This is a genomic window from Deinococcus indicus, assembly GCF_002198095.1.
GTDB lineage: Bacteria > Deinococcota > Deinococci > Deinococcales > Deinococcaceae > Deinococcus > Deinococcus caeni.
The window spans coordinates 234867-250272 of record NZ_NHMK01000009.1 but is presented as its reverse complement, the minus strand read 5'-3'; the positions used below and the strand labels follow the sequence as shown (position 1 = coordinate 250272).

Annotated in this window: 18 protein-coding genes; 11 read left to right on the top strand and 7 right to left on the bottom strand. The window is 71.5% G+C overall.

The features are described 5' to 3' along the window. Nucleotides 1-726: a c-type cytochrome gene (locus CBQ26_RS03800; protein ID WP_088247254.1), complete on the top strand. Its 726-nt coding sequence runs from the start codon at nucleotides 1-3 to the stop codon at nucleotides 724-726. Between the two features lie 57 nt (nucleotides 727-783). Here the strand turns inward: CBQ26_RS03800 and CBQ26_RS03795 are convergent, their stop codons facing one another. Both CBQ26_RS03795 and CBQ26_RS03790 read right to left on the bottom strand, forming a co-directional pair. Then, entirely contained in the window at nucleotides 784-1110 is a 327-nt protein-coding gene (locus CBQ26_RS03795; protein ID WP_088247253.1) for an HNH endonuclease, read from the bottom strand. Nucleotides 1111-1191: 81 nt separating this feature from the next. Further along, complete coding sequence (locus CBQ26_RS03790; protein WP_088247252.1) at nucleotides 1192-2154, bottom strand: DUF1517 domain-containing protein; 963 nt, start codon at nucleotides 2152-2154, stop codon at nucleotides 1192-1194. Between the two features lie 106 nt (nucleotides 2155-2260). Here CBQ26_RS03790 and CBQ26_RS03785 point away from each other — a divergent pair, with 106 nt between their 5' ends. The 8 genes from CBQ26_RS03785 (at nucleotide 2261) to CBQ26_RS03750 (ending at nucleotide 10478) form a co-directional block, all read left to right on the top strand. Further along, entirely contained in the window at nucleotides 2261-2632 is a 372-nt protein-coding gene (locus tag CBQ26_RS03785) for a hypothetical protein (RefSeq protein ID WP_088247251.1), read from the top strand. A gap of 76 nt (nucleotides 2633-2708) precedes the next feature. Further along, nucleotides 2709-3266 carry a desiccation-associated late embryogenesis abundant protein gene (locus tag CBQ26_RS03780; protein ID WP_088247250.1) on the top strand — a complete coding sequence of 186 codons (558 nt, stop codon included), beginning with the start codon at nucleotides 2709-2711 and terminating at the stop codon, nucleotides 3264-3266. Nucleotides 3267-3557: 291 nt separating this feature from the next. Continuing rightward, entirely contained in the window at nucleotides 3558-3875 is a 318-nt protein-coding gene (clpS, locus tag CBQ26_RS03775) for an ATP-dependent Clp protease adapter ClpS (RefSeq protein WP_088247249.1), read from the top strand. Then, nucleotides 3872-6112: an AAA family ATPase gene (locus tag CBQ26_RS03770; RefSeq protein ID WP_088247248.1), complete on the top strand. Its 2241-nt coding sequence runs from the start codon at nucleotides 3872-3874 to the stop codon at nucleotides 6110-6112. The genes clpS and CBQ26_RS03770 overlap by 4 nt, the downstream gene beginning before the upstream one ends. Nucleotides 6113-6287: 175 nt before the next feature. Beyond that, the gene (locus CBQ26_RS03765; protein ID WP_088247247.1) at nucleotides 6288-6764 is read left to right on the top strand and encodes a hypothetical protein; all 477 of its coding nucleotides are present in this window, start codon (nucleotides 6288-6290) and stop codon (nucleotides 6762-6764) included. Between the two features lie 93 nt (nucleotides 6765-6857). Further along, nucleotides 6858-7427, top strand: coding sequence for a GNAT family N-acetyltransferase (locus CBQ26_RS03760; protein ID WP_088247246.1), 570 nt, complete (start codon nucleotides 6858-6860; stop codon nucleotides 7425-7427). A gap of 210 nt (nucleotides 7428-7637) precedes the next feature. Further along, nucleotides 7638-8780: an LCP family protein gene (locus CBQ26_RS03755; protein ID WP_229844265.1), complete on the top strand. Its 1143-nt coding sequence runs from the start codon at nucleotides 7638-7640 to the stop codon at nucleotides 8778-8780. Nucleotides 8781-8882: 102 nt separating this feature from the next. Then, nucleotides 8883-10478: an alpha-amylase family glycosyl hydrolase gene (locus tag CBQ26_RS03750; RefSeq protein WP_088247871.1), complete on the top strand. Its 1596-nt coding sequence runs from the start codon at nucleotides 8883-8885 to the stop codon at nucleotides 10476-10478. 69 nt (nucleotides 10479-10547) lie between these two features. Here CBQ26_RS03750 and CBQ26_RS03745 read toward each other — a convergent pair whose 3' ends face one another. Beyond that, nucleotides 10548-11300, bottom strand: coding sequence for a serine/threonine-protein kinase (locus CBQ26_RS03745; RefSeq protein WP_088247244.1), 753 nt, complete (start codon nucleotides 11298-11300; stop codon nucleotides 10548-10550). A gap of 233 nt (nucleotides 11301-11533) precedes the next feature. Between CBQ26_RS03745 and CBQ26_RS03740 the strand changes: the two genes are divergently transcribed. Continuing rightward, complete coding sequence (locus CBQ26_RS03740) at nucleotides 11534-12331, top strand: patatin-like phospholipase family protein (RefSeq protein ID WP_088247243.1); 798 nt, start codon at nucleotides 11534-11536, stop codon at nucleotides 12329-12331. Between the two features lie 83 nt (nucleotides 12332-12414). After that, nucleotides 12415-13197 (top strand): signal peptidase I, encoded by a 783-nt coding sequence (lepB, locus tag CBQ26_RS03735; RefSeq protein WP_088247242.1) that lies wholly within the window; start codon nucleotides 12415-12417, stop codon nucleotides 13195-13197. 347 nt (nucleotides 13198-13544) lie between these two features. On the opposite strand, the gene CBQ26_RS03730 is transcribed toward lepB, so the two are convergent. The 4 genes from CBQ26_RS03730 to CBQ26_RS03715 form a co-directional block, all read right to left on the bottom strand. After that, nucleotides 13545-13862, bottom strand: a complete 318-nt coding sequence (locus tag CBQ26_RS03730) for a DUF503 domain-containing protein (protein ID WP_088247241.1) — start codon at nucleotides 13860-13862, stop codon at nucleotides 13545-13547. Nucleotides 13863-13864: 2 nt separating this feature from the next. Further along, nucleotides 13865-14089, bottom strand: a complete 225-nt coding sequence (locus CBQ26_RS03725; protein WP_088247240.1) for a heavy-metal-associated domain-containing protein — start codon at nucleotides 14087-14089, stop codon at nucleotides 13865-13867. Next, nucleotides 14089-14586 carry a DUF1999 domain-containing protein gene (locus CBQ26_RS03720; protein WP_088247239.1) on the bottom strand — a complete coding sequence of 166 codons (498 nt, stop codon included), beginning with the start codon at nucleotides 14584-14586 and terminating at the stop codon, nucleotides 14089-14091. The genes CBQ26_RS03725 and CBQ26_RS03720 overlap by 1 nt, the downstream gene beginning before the upstream one ends. Nucleotides 14587-14707: 121 nt before the next feature. Further along, nucleotides 14708-15250 carry a nucleoside deaminase gene (locus tag CBQ26_RS03715; RefSeq protein WP_088247238.1) on the bottom strand — a complete coding sequence of 181 codons (543 nt, stop codon included), beginning with the start codon at nucleotides 15248-15250 and terminating at the stop codon, nucleotides 14708-14710. Between the last annotated feature and the right edge of the window lie 156 nt (nucleotides 15251-15406).

Here is a 15406-nt window from a genome sequence, read left to right as displayed (position 1 = left end):
ATGCAGATCAGACGCGGACGGCTCTCACGGTTCCTTCTTCCCGGCCTGCTGGCGCTCGGCGCGCCGCTGGTACTGGCCCAGACGGCGGCGTCTCCGGCCACGACGGACAGCGCCCTGGCGGGCCTGACGCCCAGCGCCGCGCGTGGCGAGACGCTGGCCGGCAGTTGCGCCGGCTGCCACGGTCCCAACGGCCGCGCCCCCGCCCTGAAGGGCGACCCGGCCCCGCAGATCCGCACGGCGCTGCTGGCGTTCCGCGCGGGCACCCGTCCGAACGGCACGATGCAGAACATCGCGTCGCGCCTGAGCGATCAGGACATCGTGGATATCGCCGCGTTCTACTCCGGCGACAGCACCCCGGCGTCCGCACCGGCTGCGGCGCCGGCCACCGCTCCGGTCACGCCGCCCCCAGCGACCACTCCCCCGGTCACGCCACCCCCGACGACCGGGGCGACCACGCCCGGCGAGACGCTGTATCAGGTGGGCGCAGCGGCGCGCGGCGTCATCGCCTGCGCGGTCTGCCACGGCGAGACGGGCGGGGGCGCCGAGGACGTGGGCGTGCCCGCGATCACAGGCCGCACCGCCGCGTCCGTGCTGGCACAGCTGCGCGCCTACAAGGCCGGCCCGGTCACGGGCATTCCATACCCGGACGCCATGCACATCGCCCTGACGCCCATGACCGACGCGGACCTGACGGCCGTCGCCGCTTACGTCGCCACCCTGAAGTGACGCACCGGGAAGTGGCCCGCCCTGCACCGCAGCGGCGGGCCACTTCCTGCTCCCCGATCAGCGGACGCGGACGCCCTTGGTGGCGGGCTGGGTGCGCAGCCAGCGGGTGAACCGCTGCACTTCCGGGTGGGCGCGCAGGGCGCCGATGTCCTGGTAGTCGCGGGCCAGTTCGGCGTTGCTGAAGGTGCGGTGCAGGAAGCTGTGGCAGGGGCGGCACAGCAGGGTGGTGGGCAGGTCGGCAGCCCGGACGCCCTGGCGACGGCCCTGCGAGCGGGGCAGCAGGTGGTGTTCGGTCAGGGCGGGGACGGCGCGGCCGCACAGGGCGCAGGTGGGGTCCGGCCGGGTCGGCGGGGGCCAGTTGCTGGGGGGGTGCCGGCGGGCCATGCGTGAGGATACGGGCGCACGCGAAGGCCGGACTGTCTGACGCTGAACAGTCCGGTCGGGCAGATAGGTTGGAGGCGGCCGTTACAGGCGGGTCAGGTCGGGGTACTTCTGGATGGCCTCGTCCTCGCTGAGGAATTCGCCTTCGGCGTCGGGGCTCCAGACGACCTCGGCGCGGATCAGGTCGCCGGGCGTGACGGCGCTGATGGCGCGCAGGGCGGCGCGGGCCTCGGCGGCGTTGGTGGCGCCGGCGGGGGGCAGGGCGGCCAGGGTGTGCGCGGCGACGGCCAGGGTCACGGCGAGGTACTGGTCGGCGGCGTCGTGCTTGAAGGTGTAGTCGTCGCGGCGGGCGTAGCCGCTGGTGGGGTCGTTGTTCTGGTAGTTGCTGGTGGTCTGCTCGGTGAAGGCGGCGCGGGCCTCGGTGGCCCAGGCGCCCACCTGGCTGTCGGCGGTGTTCGCGGCGCCCTGGGCGCGCTGCACGTTGCCGTACACCCAGCGTTCCGGGTGGCGCAGGACGACCAGCGCGGCTTCCTGCATCATGCGGGTCAGGCCCTCATTGGTGTCGGGGTCGCCGGTCTGCGCGACGCGTTGCAGGGCGCGTTTGACCTCGTCACCCTCGGCCAGCAGGAGCTGCACGCTCAGGGCCTGCGCGGTGCCGCTCAGGCCGGCCAGACCCCGCCCGCCGCCGCCGAGGGTGCGCCTCATGCCGCTGATGACCACGAACATGACCACGCCGAAGATCACCAGGGTGATCAGGCCGCCGCTCCCCCCGCCGCCGTAGCCGTAGCCGCCTCCGCCGTTGATGATGATCGGGCCGCTGTACCCCCCTCCGCTGTACCCGCCGCCGCTGTACCCGCCGCCCCGGCTGCCACCGAAGCTGCCGCCGGAGCTCCCGCCGGAACTGCCGGAGCTGCGGGAACTGCCGCCGAACCCGCCGCCGGACTGCGCCTGCGCGGGCAGCGTCAGGGTCAGCAGCGTCAGCAGGCAGAGCAGCAGGGCGCCCAGGGACAGGAGGCGGCGGCCAGGGTTGCGTTGTGCGGGCTGCATGTCCGCAGTGTACGGGGCGGCGCGGGCGCGCACCTGAACGCTGCGCCTTCACGTGTTCTTTCGGCACCCGTCGGCAGTTCGGGGGCGGGGCGGGTACACTGCGCGCGTGAGTGACGAGCGACGCGACGTGATCATCCTGAGTGCCGGGCAGTGGGACGCCTTCCTGGACAGCCTGTTCGAGCGGGACGACCGCCTGGACCTGCGCCGGGACGGCGAACCGTACCGCCGTGACGAGGCGGTCGACGCGTACGTGCTGAGCGGGCACGCCGAGGCGCTGCGCAGCGCCGACGTGGACGGCGACGTGTGGGGCACCCTGGAGGACATCGAGGAGACGGCGGACACCGAGGAGGAAGCCTGGGAGAAGATCGTGGCGTTCTACCTGGGCCGCGAGTGCGTGCTGGTGCGCGTGCAGGACGCCGGGGAGCCGGAGGAGTGGATTCTGGGGCGGGAACTGGCGCGGCGGCTGGGGCTGCTCTGAACGTGCCGGGTGGGCGTGAACTGCCCGTGAATCGCGGCTCATCCTGCACAGATGAGGCGGGCGTAGGCTGACTCTCATGAAAAGTGATCGTCATTTTCCCGTGAAACGTCTGCTGGTCCTGGGTGCCCTGGTGGGAGCCGGCGCGTACTACTTCAGCCGTGAGCAGAACCGCCGCGCGCTGGACGCCAAACTGGCCGAACTGGGCCTCAAGGACGCCGCGCAGGATGTGGGCAGCAGCGTCACGAAGGGCTGGGAGAAGACGAAGGACGCCGCCAAGGACGCCGGGGCCGTGATCGCCGACAAGGCGGGCGAGGTCAAGGACGCCGCCGCCGGTGGCGCGCAGGCCGCCGCCGACAAGGTCAAGGAAGTCGCCGGTGACGTGAAAAGCGCCGTGGCCGACGCCTCGGGCAAGGCTGCCGACGCCGCCAAAGACGCCGCCGCGACTGCCAGTGACAAGGCGGCCGACGTGACGGACAAGGTCAAGGACGCCGCGTCCGACGCGAAGAACGCCGCTGCCGACAAGGCCGCCGAGGTCAAGGCCGACGCGCAGGCCAAGGCCGCCGACGTGAAGGCCGAGGCCACCAAGGCCGCCAACGACGTCAAGGGCGCGGCCCGCGACGCCAAGAAAGCCTGATATGGACTCCGATTGAATGGGCTGCAAAGCCCGTTCAATCCGAGCGAAGCGACTCGTAGAGCTGCTCCGCAGAGTGGGAGCAACAAGGGTTCCGGACGTGGAGCCGACAATCTGGTGAAGTTCCGGATTGTCGGCGAAACAAACGGAATCCGTATGATCATTTCCTGCCAGCGCCGCGCCCCCTCCCCCACCGGAGGGGGCGCGGCCTTTCGTGCGCCTCTATGCCTGCCTGCGCCCTGACCGTGACCCCGACTCCGGCCGGGGTGGTCGGGGGCCGCTACACTCGGCGGCATGACACGCCGGGACCTTGATTCTGGAACCCAGACGCTGGAGCGCACGCGGACGCAGCGGCCCCGGCTGTTCCGGGTACTGCTGCTGAACGACGACTACACCCCGATGGAGTTTGTGGTGGAGGTGCTGCGCCGCTTTTTCCGCAAGTCCGAGCAGGAGGCCGAACTGATCATGCTGGCCGTGCATCACAAGGGGCAGGGCGTGGCGGGCGTGTACTCGCGGGACGTGGCCGAGACGAAGGTGGCGCAGGTGATGGCGGCCGCGCGGCAAGAGGGGTTCCCGCTGCGCGTGGTGGCCGAACCGGAGGCGGGCGAATGATCGGCGATCACCTGCAGGTGACGATTGGCCGCGCGGCGGATTACGCGCGCGAGGCGGGGCATGAGCTGGTGACGCTGGAGCACCTGCTGCTGGCCCTGACGCACGACCCGGAGGCCCGCGAGGCGCTGCTGGCGGTGGGTGTGGACGTGGAGAGGTTGCGGGACGACCTGAGGGCGCTGCTGGCCGGGCTGGACGCCGTGCCGGACGCCGAGCCGGATTTCACGCTGGGCGTTCACCGGGTCGTGGAGGGCGCGGTGCTGCAACTGCACGCCAGCGGCCGGGCCGGGCAGCAGGCGGACGGCGCGCGGGTGCTGGTGGAACTGCTGGAGGAGGAGGACAGTCCGGCGCGCGCGGCCATCGAGGCGCAGGGGGCGTCGCGGCTGGACGTGCTGAATTTCGTGTCTCACGGGGCGGCGAAGGTGCCGGGCCGTGAGCGGGAGCGGCGCGTGGCGGGCGTGGACGGCGCGGCCCCGGACGGAACGGGAGCCGAGGCGCCGGAGGTGGACCCGCTGGAGGCGTACGCGTCGGACCTGACGGCGCTGGCGCGGGCCGGGAAGTTCGATCCGGTGATCGGGCGCGCGGCGGAACTGGAGCGGGTGGTGCATATTCTGGCGCGGCGCGGGAAGAACAACCCGGTGCTGGTCGGCGAGCCGGGCGTGGGCAAGACGGCACTGGCCGAGGGGCTGGCGCAGCGGGTCGCGGACGGGCGGGCGCCGGGCTTCCTGAAGGGCGCCAGCGTGTTCGCGCTGGACCTGGGGGCGCTGCTGGCGGGCACGCGGTACCGGGGCGATTTCGAGGCGCGGCTGAAGGCGGTCCTCTCGGCGCTGGACGGGCGTAACGCGGTGCTGTTCATCGACGAGCTGCACACGCTGGTGGGGGCCGGCGCGACCGAGGGCGGGAACGTGGACGCCGCGAACCTCCTCAAGCCGGCCCTGGCACGCGGCAGCGCGCACGGGCACGGGCTGCGGGTGCTGGGCGCGACCACGCCCGCCGAGTTGCGTTTCCTGGAGAAGGACCGGGCGTTGTGGCGGCGGTTCCAGACGGTCGAGGTGCCCGAGCCGTCCGAGGAGGACGCCCTGAAGATCGTGCAGGGGCTGTCCGGGCGTTACGAGGCGCATCACGGGGTGACGTTCACGCCGGACGCGCTGGAGGCGGCGGTGCGGCTCTCGGTGCGCTACCTGCGCGACCGGTTCCTGCCGGACAAGGCCATCGACGTGCTCGACGAGTCCGGCGCGGCGCGCTCCAGCAGCGGGAAGGGCGGCGTGATCGACGTGCCGGACATCGAGGGCACGGTGGCGCGCATGGCGCGCGTGCCGCTGGGCGCGGTGCGGGCCGAGGAGGTCACGTCGCTGGCGACGCTGGGCGCGGACCTGCGGGCGCGGGTGTTCGGGCAGGACGCGGCGGTGGACGCCGTGGCGAGCGCCGTGAAACTGGCGCGCGCGGGCCTGCGCGACCCGCAGAAACCGCAGGGGGCGTTCCTGTTCGCCGGGCCGACCGGGGTGGGCAAGACCGAACTGGCCCGCGCGCTGGCCGACCGGCTGGGCATTCACCTGGCGCGCTTCGACATGAGCGAGTACCAGGAGGCGCACACGGTCGCGCGCCTGATCGGGGCGCCGCCCGGCTACGTGGGTTTCGACCAGGGGGGCCTGCTGACGGACGCCGTGGCGCGGCACCCGCACGCGGTGCTGCTGCTCGACGAGATCGAGAAGGCGCACCCGGACGTGTACAACGTCTTCCTGCAACTGATGGACCACGGCACCCTGACCGACCACACCGGCAAGAAGGTGGACGGGCGCGGCGTGATCCTGATCTTCACCACGAACGCCGGGGCGGCCGACGCGTCGCGGCCCGCGCTGGGCTTCGGGCGGGTGGGCCGCGCGGGCGAGGAGGCCGAGGCGGTCAGGCGGACCTTCACGCCGGAGTTCCGCAACCGCCTGGACGCGGTCCTGCACTTCGCGCCGCTGTCCCCGGCCGTGATGGGCGGCGTGGTGGACAAGTTCATCCGGGAATTGCAGGCGCAACTCGCCGAGCGGGGCGTGACGGTCACGGTCAGTCCGGCGGCCCGCGCGCGACTGGCGGAACTGGGGTACGACCCGGCGATGGGCGCCCGCCCGCTGGGCCGGGTGATCGAGACGCGCCTCAAACGGCCGCTGGCCGACGAGCTGCTGTTCGGGCGGCTGCAGGGCGGCGGGACCGTGAAGGTGGGCGTCCGGAACGGGGAATTCACGTTCACCTGAGGGTGCCGGGCTGCGCGCTTGGTAGCACATCCGGGGGCGGCCGTGCGCGCACTTCCCCCCAGGCGGAACTTCACGGAAGGTTCACGTTCCTGACCGGTTTTTCAGCGTGCTGGACGTAAAGACTTCCTGCGATTCTCCTCATCTGGCAGGCAGGGGCAGCGGTGAAGATGAGGGCATGAAACCCACCCTGCTGGCCCTGCTGACCGCTGCCCTCCTCGCCTCCTGCGCTCCCAAGGAAGAGACGACCACCACGACCGACACCGGCGCCGTCTCCACCGAGACGAACGAGCCCGGCGTGGACAACCCCATCGCTGAAGGCGAGGGCGCCATGGACAACGCCGAAGATCCCGGCGTGGACAGCACCATGACCAACGACGACGACGCCAACACCAGCGAAGAGATCGACATGGCCGTCGGCGATGGCCTGGAAGGCACCGTGACCGACTTCGACGGCACCGCCCAGACCTTCACGCTGAACGAGAACGACGCCAACTACGCCGTGACCATCGACGAGTCCACCGTGTTCGAGGGTGGCGCCACCACCGCCGAGGAGTTCTTCGGCAGCGACCGCGCCGACGCCAACGTGGCGGTCGAGGGCGAGATCGACGAGGCTGCAAGCACCCTGAAGGCCAACAAGATCACCCTGAACTGATCCACCCGGATCATGCACAGCCGGACTCCTGCGGGGGTCCGGTTTGTTGTGTGCCGACCGGCTCCGGCCTGGGGCGGCGCTATGCTGCTCGGCATGTCTGAACCCATCGTGATCCGCCCCGCCACTGCCTTCGACGCGGCGTTCGCCGTTCCGCTGGTGCAGCAGACCATCGGCCGGGTCGGGCTGGCCCTGACCGGCGCCGATTCGGACACCGGGGCGGCGCGGGCCATGCTGGGGTTCTTTCCGCTGCGCGGCAACCGCCTGAGTTACGAGAATGTGCTGATCGCCGCGCGTGGTCCTGAGCCGCTGGGGATGCTGCTGGCCTACCCCGGCGATCAGGCCGGGACGCTGGACGACCCGTTCCGCGAGCGGCTGGCGTCCCTGGGTCTGCCCGCGCAGGTGGAGTCCGAGGGCACGCCCGGCGAACTGTACGTGGACACGCTGGCCGTGACTGAGGCGGCGCGCGGGGCGGGCGTGGGGGCCGCGCTGCTGCGGGCGGCGGCCGGGCAGGCGCAGGCGCGGGGCCTGGACCGCGTGGGCCTGCTCGTCGAGGACGGCAACCGGGCCGCCACCCTGTACGCGCGCGTGGGCTTCCGCGCGGCGGGCACGCGGACCCTGGCCGGGGGCACGTACACGCACATGGTCTGGACGCCGCCGCAGTGACCTGCGCTGGCAGCGCCCCGCGTCATACGGATTCCGTTTGTTTCGCTGACAATCCGGAACTTCACCGGATTGTCAGCTCCACGCCCGGAACCCGTTTTGCTCCCACTCGCGTCCGCTCGGATTGAATGGTCCTTGCAGCCCATTCAATCGGAGTCCGTATCATCCATCCGGTTGATCCGCGCGCGGCGTGTGGGCGCTATGCTCGTCGGCGTGCGCCGCATTGTCTGGGTTCTTGTTGCGGCGGCGGGTCTGGCAGCGGTCGTTGCCCCTGCCGCTCCGTTTCTCTCGCGGTACGCGGCCGTTCCGCGCGCAGCGGACGGCCCGCTGACGGTGCTGCTGGCCGGCGTGGACGTGGATTACGACGACAGCGCCGCCGTGTGGCCCTGGCCCGCCAAGGCCGAGTCGTACACGACCCGCACGGACACCATCATGCTCACGCAGGTGTGGCCGGACGGGCGGGTGAACGTGCTGGGCGTGCCGCGCGACTCGTGGGTGAACATGCCGGGCTACGGGTGGGGCAAGGTCAACGGCGCGAACGTGCACGGCGGCCCGGAGATGCTGATGCGGGCCGTGCAGGACCTGACGGGCGTGCCGGTAGACGCCTACGCGCTCGTCAGCCTGAACGCCATTCCTGCCCTGACCGACGCGGCGGGCGGCGTGACCGTGGACGTGGGGCAGGCCATGAAGTACGACGATAACGCCGGGAAGCTGCACATCGACCTGAAGCCGGGGCGGCAGCGCCTGGACGGCGAGCAGGCGGCCGGGTTCCTGCGGTTCCGGCACGACAACCTGGGTGACATCGGGCGGATCGCGCGGCAGCAGCAGTTCGTGTCCGCGCTGGGCGCGCAGGTGCGCAACCCGCTGAACGTGTGGCGCCTGCCGATGATGGTGGGCGCGGTGGACCGCAACATGAAGACCAACCTGACCCGCGCGCAGGTCGCGGCCCTGAGCGGCGCGGCGCTGGGCGGGCCGCAGGTGCGGACGTTCAGCGTGCCGGGCGACTTCGGGTACCGGGGCGCGGCGAGCGTGTGGGAGGTGGACCGCGCCGCCCTGAACGCCCTGGTGGGCAAGGAATTCCGTGACCCGGACGACGTGCGGGCGCTGGGCGTGGCGGTCGTGAACACCGACGCCCCGGACGGCAGCGCGGGCCGCCTGAAGGCGCGGCTGGAGGGCCTGGGGTACTCGAACGTCTGGATCGTGAATGAGTCGCGCGGCCCGGCGAGGACCACCGCGTCGGGCGCGGCGGCGGCGCGGGTGCTGCGGGACGTGGGCTTCGGGACGGTCACGGATCAGCCGCTTGCGGCGGGCGCGGACGTGACCGTGCGCCTGGGTTCGGACACGCCCGCTCCCTGAGGGCAGTCGGCAGTGGTCAGCGGGAGTGGAGGGGGCGCCTCTACTCCCGTTGCCCGCTCCCCCCTCTTGATCTGAAACGATTCAGACCGTAGTGTGCTGGGCATGACCTCCTCCCTGACCGGCGAACTGAAGTGGTGGCAGAGCGGCATCATCTACCAGATCTACCCGCGATCCTTCCAGGACGACAGCGGCGACGGGGTGGGGGACCTGCGCGGCATCACGCGCCGCCTGCCCTATGTGGCCAGCCTGGGCGTGCGGGCCGTGTGGCTCTCCCCCATCTTCAGGAGCCCCATGCGCGACTTCGGCTACGACGTGGCCGACTACTGCGACATCGACCCGCTGTTCGGCACGCTGGAGGACTTCGACGCCTTCGTGGCCGAGGCGCACCGCCTGGGCCTGAAGGTCATGCTGGACTACGTGCCCAACCATTCCTCGTCCGACCACGCGTGGTTCCAGGAGGCGCTGACTGGTAAGGACAGCGCGAAACGCGACTGGTACGTGTGGCGCGACCCGGCCGAGGGCGGCGGCGTGCCGAACAACTGGAAGTCCTTCTTCGGCGGCCCGGCCTGGACGCTGGACGAGGCGAGCGGACAGTACTACCTGCACCAGTTCCTGCCCAGCCAGCCGGACCTGAACTGGCGCAACCCCGACGTGCGGCAGGCGATGTTCGACGCGCTGCGCTTCTGGATGCGCCGGGGCGTGGACGGCTTCCGGGTGGACGTCATCTGGCTGCTCGCCGAGGACGACCGATACCTGGACGAACCCGAGAACCCCGACTGGCAGCCCGGCCAGCCCGAACACTGGAGCCTGCTGCACCCCTACACGCAGGACCAGCCCGAGACGCACGGGTACATCCGCGAGATGCGCGCCGTGCTGGACGAGTTCGATGACCGCATGATGGTCGGCGAGATCTACCTGCCGGTCGACCGCCTGCTGCCGTACTCGGGCACCGAGGACGCCCGGATGGTGCACCTGCCGTTCAACTTCCACCTGATCCTGCTGCCCTGGGACGCGGCCGGGGTGCGGCAGTTCGCGGACGGGTACGACGCGGCGTGCCTCGCGGCGGGTGCGTGGCCGAACTGGGTGCTGGGCAACCACGACCAGCACCGCTTCCGGTCCCGCGTGGGCGACGACCAGTACCGCGTGGCGCAGACGCTGCTGCTGACCCTGCGCGGCACGCCCACCGTGTACTACGGCGACGAGATCGGCATGCGCGACGTGGTCATCCCGCCCGACCGGATCGTGGACCCGGCCGCGCTGCAACAGCCGGACAGCCCCGAGGCGGGCCGCGACCCGGAACGCACGCCCATGCAGTGGGACGCTTCCGCGAATGCGGGCTTCAGCGCGCCCGGCACGACGCCGTGGCTGCCGCTGGCGGACGACGCCGCCACCCTGAACGTGCAGGCGCAGGACAGTGACCCGGCCAGCGACCTGAACTACTTCCGCGACCTGACCCGCCTGCGCCAGGAACACCCCGCGCTGATCGGCGGCACGTACCGCAGCGTGGACGCCCCGGACGGCGTGTTCGCCTTCGTGCGCGAGGACGACCGTGAGCGCCTGACCGTCCTGCTGAACTTCGGCGCGCAGACCCACGACCTCGGCGCGCTGGCAGCCGGCGAGACGCTGCTGAGCAGCCTGGGCGACCGGCCCGCGAGCGGCGCGGCCCTGCGCCCGAACGAGGCCCGCATCCTGCGCTGAACGGTGATACGCGGGGCGGGACGGATCAGCCGACAGCGCCCCCGTCCCGCCCCCTGCCGTGCCGGCCGTTCAGTACGGCAGCCGCGCCAGGCGTAGCAGTTCCTGCCGGACGCGGCCCGCGTCGTTGGGGCGTTCGGCGCGGTGCGGGCGGGTCAGGCTGGCGTGCAGGGCGCCCAGCGGATCGCCGCTGAGCGGCAGGGGGTCGTCCGGGTCCGGCAGCGACCCGTGAATGCCCCACCCCAGCAGGACGCCCACGCCGTACAGGTCGCTTTCCGGGCCGAGCGGTTCGCCGCGCGCCGCCTCCGGACTCTGGAAGGCGGCCGTACCCATGCGGACGGGCGTGTCGAAGGTCTCGAAGGCCGGGCCGGACAGGTCGAAATCCACGAGTTTGGCGCTGCCGTCCTCGTCGACCATGATGTTCTCGGGTTTGATGTCGCGGTGGACCAGTCCGCGCCCGTGCAGGTACGACAGGGCGTCGAGCAGATGCACGATGGTCAGCAGGAACGCGCGCCGCTCGGTGCGCGCGGCGGGCCGCTGCCTGAACCGCTGGAACATCACCTCGCCGCGCGCCAGGGTGCCGACCAGGGCGGGCTGGCCCTCCACAACGGCGCGGTGCAGCACCCGCACCAGCCGGGGGTGGCGCAGGTCGTGCGCGTGCTGGTACTCGCGGTCGGCGTAATTGCTCAGGTGGGCCGGGAAGATCTTGACCGCGCAGGGCTGCCCGTCGCGGGCCACCGCGAAGTACACCAGACTGTGCGAGCCGCGACCGACGGGACGGACGAGTCTCACTCCGTCACCCACGATCTGTCCTGCAAGCGGCATCCCGCTCAGGCTACCGCAGGGGCGCGCGGGGCGGGTAGACCCCAGCCGCGCCCCGGCCACCCCCGCCCCGGCCGGCCACTGCCGGAAAGCGCGGCGGCAGCGGCCCGCGCGGCCCGAACTGGACCGGGTTCAACAGCCGGGCGCGCGCCGTAGAATCGGACCATGACCTTCCGACCGTTGCCAGCCTCCGGCACGACCCGGCCCCCCGAGCACCGCGATCCGGGCGTGCCGGCGTGAGCGGTTACGGTCTGGTGCTGGGTGGCGGCGGCGCGCGCGGACTGGCGCACGTGGGCGTGTGGCAGGTACTGGAGGAACGCGGGGTGCTGCCGGACGTGGTCGCCGGGACCAGCATGGGCGGACTGGTGGGGGCGTTCATCGCGGCCGGGTACAGCGGCGAGGACCTAGAACGGCTCTCGCGGTCGGTGTCGTGGCGGCGGCTGCTGGACCTGCGGCCCGGTCCCGGCCTGATCCGCACGTCCAGCCTGACCGCGTGGCTCTCGCAGCACCTGCCGCCCACCTTCGAGGAACTGAAGCGCCCGCTGGCGATCACCGCCACCGACATGCTCTCGGGCCGCGCCGTGTACCTGACGCGCGGGGACCTGCACGCGGCGCTGCGCGCCACGACCGCCTACCCCGGCGCGCTGGAACCCGTCCCGGTCGATGACATGCTGCTCTCGGACGGCGGGATCCTGAATCAGGTGCCGGTGGACGCCGCGCTGTTCCTGGGCGCGCGGCGCGTGCTGGCGGTCGACGTGACCGCCCCCGACCCGCTGGAACTGCATGAACGGCGCGTGCTGCTATGGAAACGCGAGGCCAGCCTGGGGCCGCTGCGGGCGCTGCGCCGCTCGGTCGAGATCATGCAGGCGCAACTGACCGACGCCCGCGTCAGCCTGTACCGTCCGGACGTGCTGCTGCGGCCGCACCTGGGTGACATCGACCTGATGAACTTCAACCGCGCCGCGCAGGCCACCCAGGCGGGGCGGGACGCGGCGCTGGCCGAACTGCCCCGCATCCGCGCGCTGCTGGGCTGATCCGGACCCGCCCGCCCACCGGGGTGCCGGGTGCCGCGCCCGGAGGCATGCGGCCCGGCCGCATCCGGTATTCTGCCCGGTGCATGACCAGACCTGACAGACCTGCACCGACCGCCCTCCAGAAGCTGTGGAAGGAACTGCTCGAACCGATCGCGTTCGCGGTGGTCATCACGCAGTTCGTCGCGACGCTGGTCGGCGTGGACGGCGTGAGCATGATGCCCAACCTCCGCAACGGGGAGCGGGTGTTCGTCCCGAAATACGAAACCTGGCTGCACAAGGCCGGCGTGGGTGAATTCAAACGCGGGGACATCCTGATCTTCAAACCGCCGCGCGCGGCGAGCGCCGGCATTTCGAACCTGAACAAGAGCGCGTTCGGCCTGTGGACGTACCGGCCGTTCCTGATCAAACGCCTGATCGGCCTGCCCGGCGACCGCATCAGCGTCACGGGCGGCGAAGTCACCGTGAACGGCACGCCGCTCGATTCCAGCTGGACGACCGCCTACTGGCAGGAGCAGGGCTGCTGGGACACCCAGAGCGACCTCGCGAACAACGCCACGGCGTCCGTCAGTTACGGCGTGGTGCAGGACAGCCGGGAATTCACCGTCCCGGAGGGCCACTACTACGTGATGGGCGACAACCGCACCCAGAACGGCTCCGAGGACTCCCGCATGATCGGCGCCATCGAACGCCGCGATGTGGCAGGTCGCGCCGCCGCCGTCGTGTGGCCCATCATGCGCAAGGCGAACGTCACGTACGACTGCAACGCCGGCACGGTCGCGGAATTCAGCGGTGACAACGTCCTGAACTGGCGTCTGCTGACCCCACCCGCGCCCTTCGACGCCCTGAAGACCCCGGTCACGCCCTAACGCGCACAGCGCAACGCCCCCCGGCGGCCAGTGGCTCCGGGGGGCGTTGCCTGTGCAGGCCGTGTTGTACGGACTCCGATTGAATGGGCTGCAAACCCCGCCGGGTCCGAGCGAAACGACTCGTAGAGCTGCTCCGCAGAGTGGGAGAGGGGCGGGTTGCGGACGTGGAGCCGTGTCATCAATGGTGCGGACACTGTTCAAGCGCCAGGGGGGACAAGCATGGAACACGTCTTCTGTCACGCCATTCCTGCTCACCCCCTCCCGACCTCCCCCATCAAGGGGGAGGGGCAAACGTGGCACGCCCGTTCTGCGGAGCAGCTCCAGCAGGACGTTCCACGGATTCCGGTTCAGTCCTCGTCGTCGTCCGCGCCGAGGGGGGTGATCTCGGTGTGTTCGTCGGTCACGCGGTACGGGCCTTCCCTGGCGATGTAGTCGGCAGCCATCCGCAGGGTCTCCTCGACCCAGGCGTAGTCGTTGCTGATGGTCGCCACGCCGATCACTTCCCAGTCGTGGGCGTCCAGGCCGTCGAGCCGGGCGACGGTCAGCGGGTAGCGGACCTTCAGGCGTTCGACGACCGGGCGGACCAGGGCGCGTTTCTCCTTGAGGCTGGCGACCCAGGGCATCTCGACCCGGACGGTCAGGACGCCCACGTAGCCCAGGGCCACGTTCAGAGCATGCCGGCCAGGAATCCTTGCCGGCGCACGGCGCGCACGAGATCCATGACGGTCAGTTGTGAGGGGTCGTAGTGCACTTCGATCTGGCCTTCGTCGGGCGTGGCGCGGCTCACGCCGGGCAGGGCGGTCAGCGCGGCAGCGACGCCCGTCCCGGCGTCGCGGCTCATGCCGCGCACGCCCAGCAGCACGCGGGTGGCGGTGTTGGTCATGGCTGTCATTATGCGCCCTGCGGGCCGGTCCGCAGGCGGGTACCGGGGGCGGTGTCAGCGCGGGTGCCCAGGTGGCACACGGCGCTCTGGCCGGTCACGACGGCGCTCTCGGCGAGCGCGGCGGCCTGCAGTTCGGGCGTCAGGGTGAAGTGCAGTTCGTACACGGCGGTGTCGTAGGCACTCTTGACGGCGGCGTGCAGCAGGCCCTCGTGCGTGCCGTCCGGGGCGTCGGGGGCGACGGTGACGGTGCGGACCAGCACCAGGGGCCGGTCGCCCTGCCAGACCGACTGCGCCAGGATGAAGCCCATCAGGGTGTCGTCCTGCTCGGCGGCGAAGGAGTGTTCGCTGCGTTCGTAGAATTTCAGGGCGGGCAGGCTGGTGTGGGTGCGGCCGTCGCGTTCGCGTTCCGGCAGGGTGTCGAAGGCCGGGTCGTGGTGGCGTTGCAGGCGCAGGTCCAGGGCCTGCATGGCCGGGTAGTCGGCCTCGGTGAAGGTGCGGTAACGCATGCGGGCAGGCTAGCCCATGCGGGCGGCGCGCACCGTGAAGTGGCGTGCAGGCGGGCCGCGCGGGCAGGTGCGGGGGCGCAACCGCGCGGGGAACAGGCCCCGGAGCCGGTGCGAGCGCCGGTCAGAGCCCGGCGGTTTCGGCGGGGTAGCGGCGGCGCCACAGCTGCCAGCCCTCGTCGGGAAAGGCGCGTTTCGCTTCCGGGGCGAACAGCCGCGCGCCCTCGCGTTCCAGTTCCGGGTCAGGGGTGGGAAGCACCTCGGTGTCCTGCATGGCGGGGTGGTCGCTCCAGGCGATCAGGCGCCCCGAGCCGCCCCAGGGGTCGTCCGTGACCCACACGACGCGGCCCACGCCGAGCAGGGCGCTGGCGCCGCCGCACATCAGGCAGGGTTCCAGGCTGGTGTACAGGGTCAGGTTTTCCGGGTTCTCCAGTTTGCCGACGCTGAAGTACAGGTCCATCTCGGCGTGCGCGACGCTGGCGTCCCCGACGTGTTCGGGCGTCTGGGTCTCGCCCACGCGGTTGCGGCCGCGCGCGACCTCGTGGCCGCTGGCGTCGACGAGGACCGCGCCGACCGGGGCGCTGCCGGCCTGCTGGGCCTCGCGGGCCAGGTCGAGGGTGAGGCGCAGCCAGCGCCGGTCGTCGCGGGTGGGGGCATCGGGTGACATGACGGCAGTCTGAAGGGCCCGCAGCAGAATTCTGTGCGCTGGACTGGGTTCGGTGGCGTGCGTGAAGGGTCGCTTCAGGCGCGTGGGGTGCGTGCGGGGGGAGATGGGGGTGGCTTGATAAGGCTTCATTTTTGCTTATACTGAGTTCAACTTAGA

Coding starts and splice junctions, on each gene's coding strand:
- CBQ26_RS03765 (WP_088247247.1), top strand. CDS start 6,288: ATGAAACCCACCCTGCTGGCCCTGCTGACCGCTGCCCTCCTCGCCTCC.
- CBQ26_RS03800 (WP_088247254.1), top strand. CDS start 1: ATGCAGATCAGACGCGGACGGCTCTCACGGTTCCTTCTTCCCGGCCTG.
- CBQ26_RS03790 (WP_088247252.1), bottom strand. CDS start 2,154: ATGCAGCCCGCACAACGCAACCCTGGCCGCCGCCTCCTGTCCCTGGGC.
- clpS (WP_088247249.1), top strand. CDS start 3,558: ATGACACGCCGGGACCTTGATTCTGGAACCCAGACGCTGGAGCGCACG.
- CBQ26_RS03770 (WP_088247248.1), top strand. CDS start 3,872: ATGATCGGCGATCACCTGCAGGTGACGATTGGCCGCGCGGCGGATTAC.
- CBQ26_RS03780 (WP_088247250.1), top strand. CDS start 2,709: ATGAAAAGTGATCGTCATTTTCCCGTGAAACGTCTGCTGGTCCTGGGT.
- CBQ26_RS03720 (WP_088247239.1), bottom strand. CDS start 14,586: ATGCGTTACCGCACCTTCACCGAGGCCGACTACCCGGCCATGCAGGCC.
- lepB (WP_088247242.1), top strand. CDS start 12,415: ATGACCAGACCTGACAGACCTGCACCGACCGCCCTCCAGAAGCTGTGG.
- CBQ26_RS03725 (WP_088247240.1), bottom strand. CDS start 14,089: ATGACAGCCATGACCAACACCGCCACCCGCGTGCTGCTGGGCGTGCGC.
- CBQ26_RS03750 (WP_088247871.1), top strand. CDS start 8,883: ATGACCTCCTCCCTGACCGGCGAACTGAAGTGGTGGCAGAGCGGCATC.
- CBQ26_RS03795 (WP_088247253.1), bottom strand. CDS start 1,110: ATGGCCCGCCGGCACCCCCCCAGCAACTGGCCCCCGCCGACCCGGCCG.
- CBQ26_RS03760 (WP_088247246.1), top strand. CDS start 6,858: ATGTCTGAACCCATCGTGATCCGCCCCGCCACTGCCTTCGACGCGGCG.
- CBQ26_RS03745 (WP_088247244.1), bottom strand. CDS start 11,300: ATGCCGCTTGCAGGACAGATCGTGGGTGACGGAGTGAGACTCGTCCGT.
- CBQ26_RS03715 (WP_088247238.1), bottom strand. CDS start 15,250: ATGTCACCCGATGCCCCCACCCGCGACGACCGGCGCTGGCTGCGCCTC.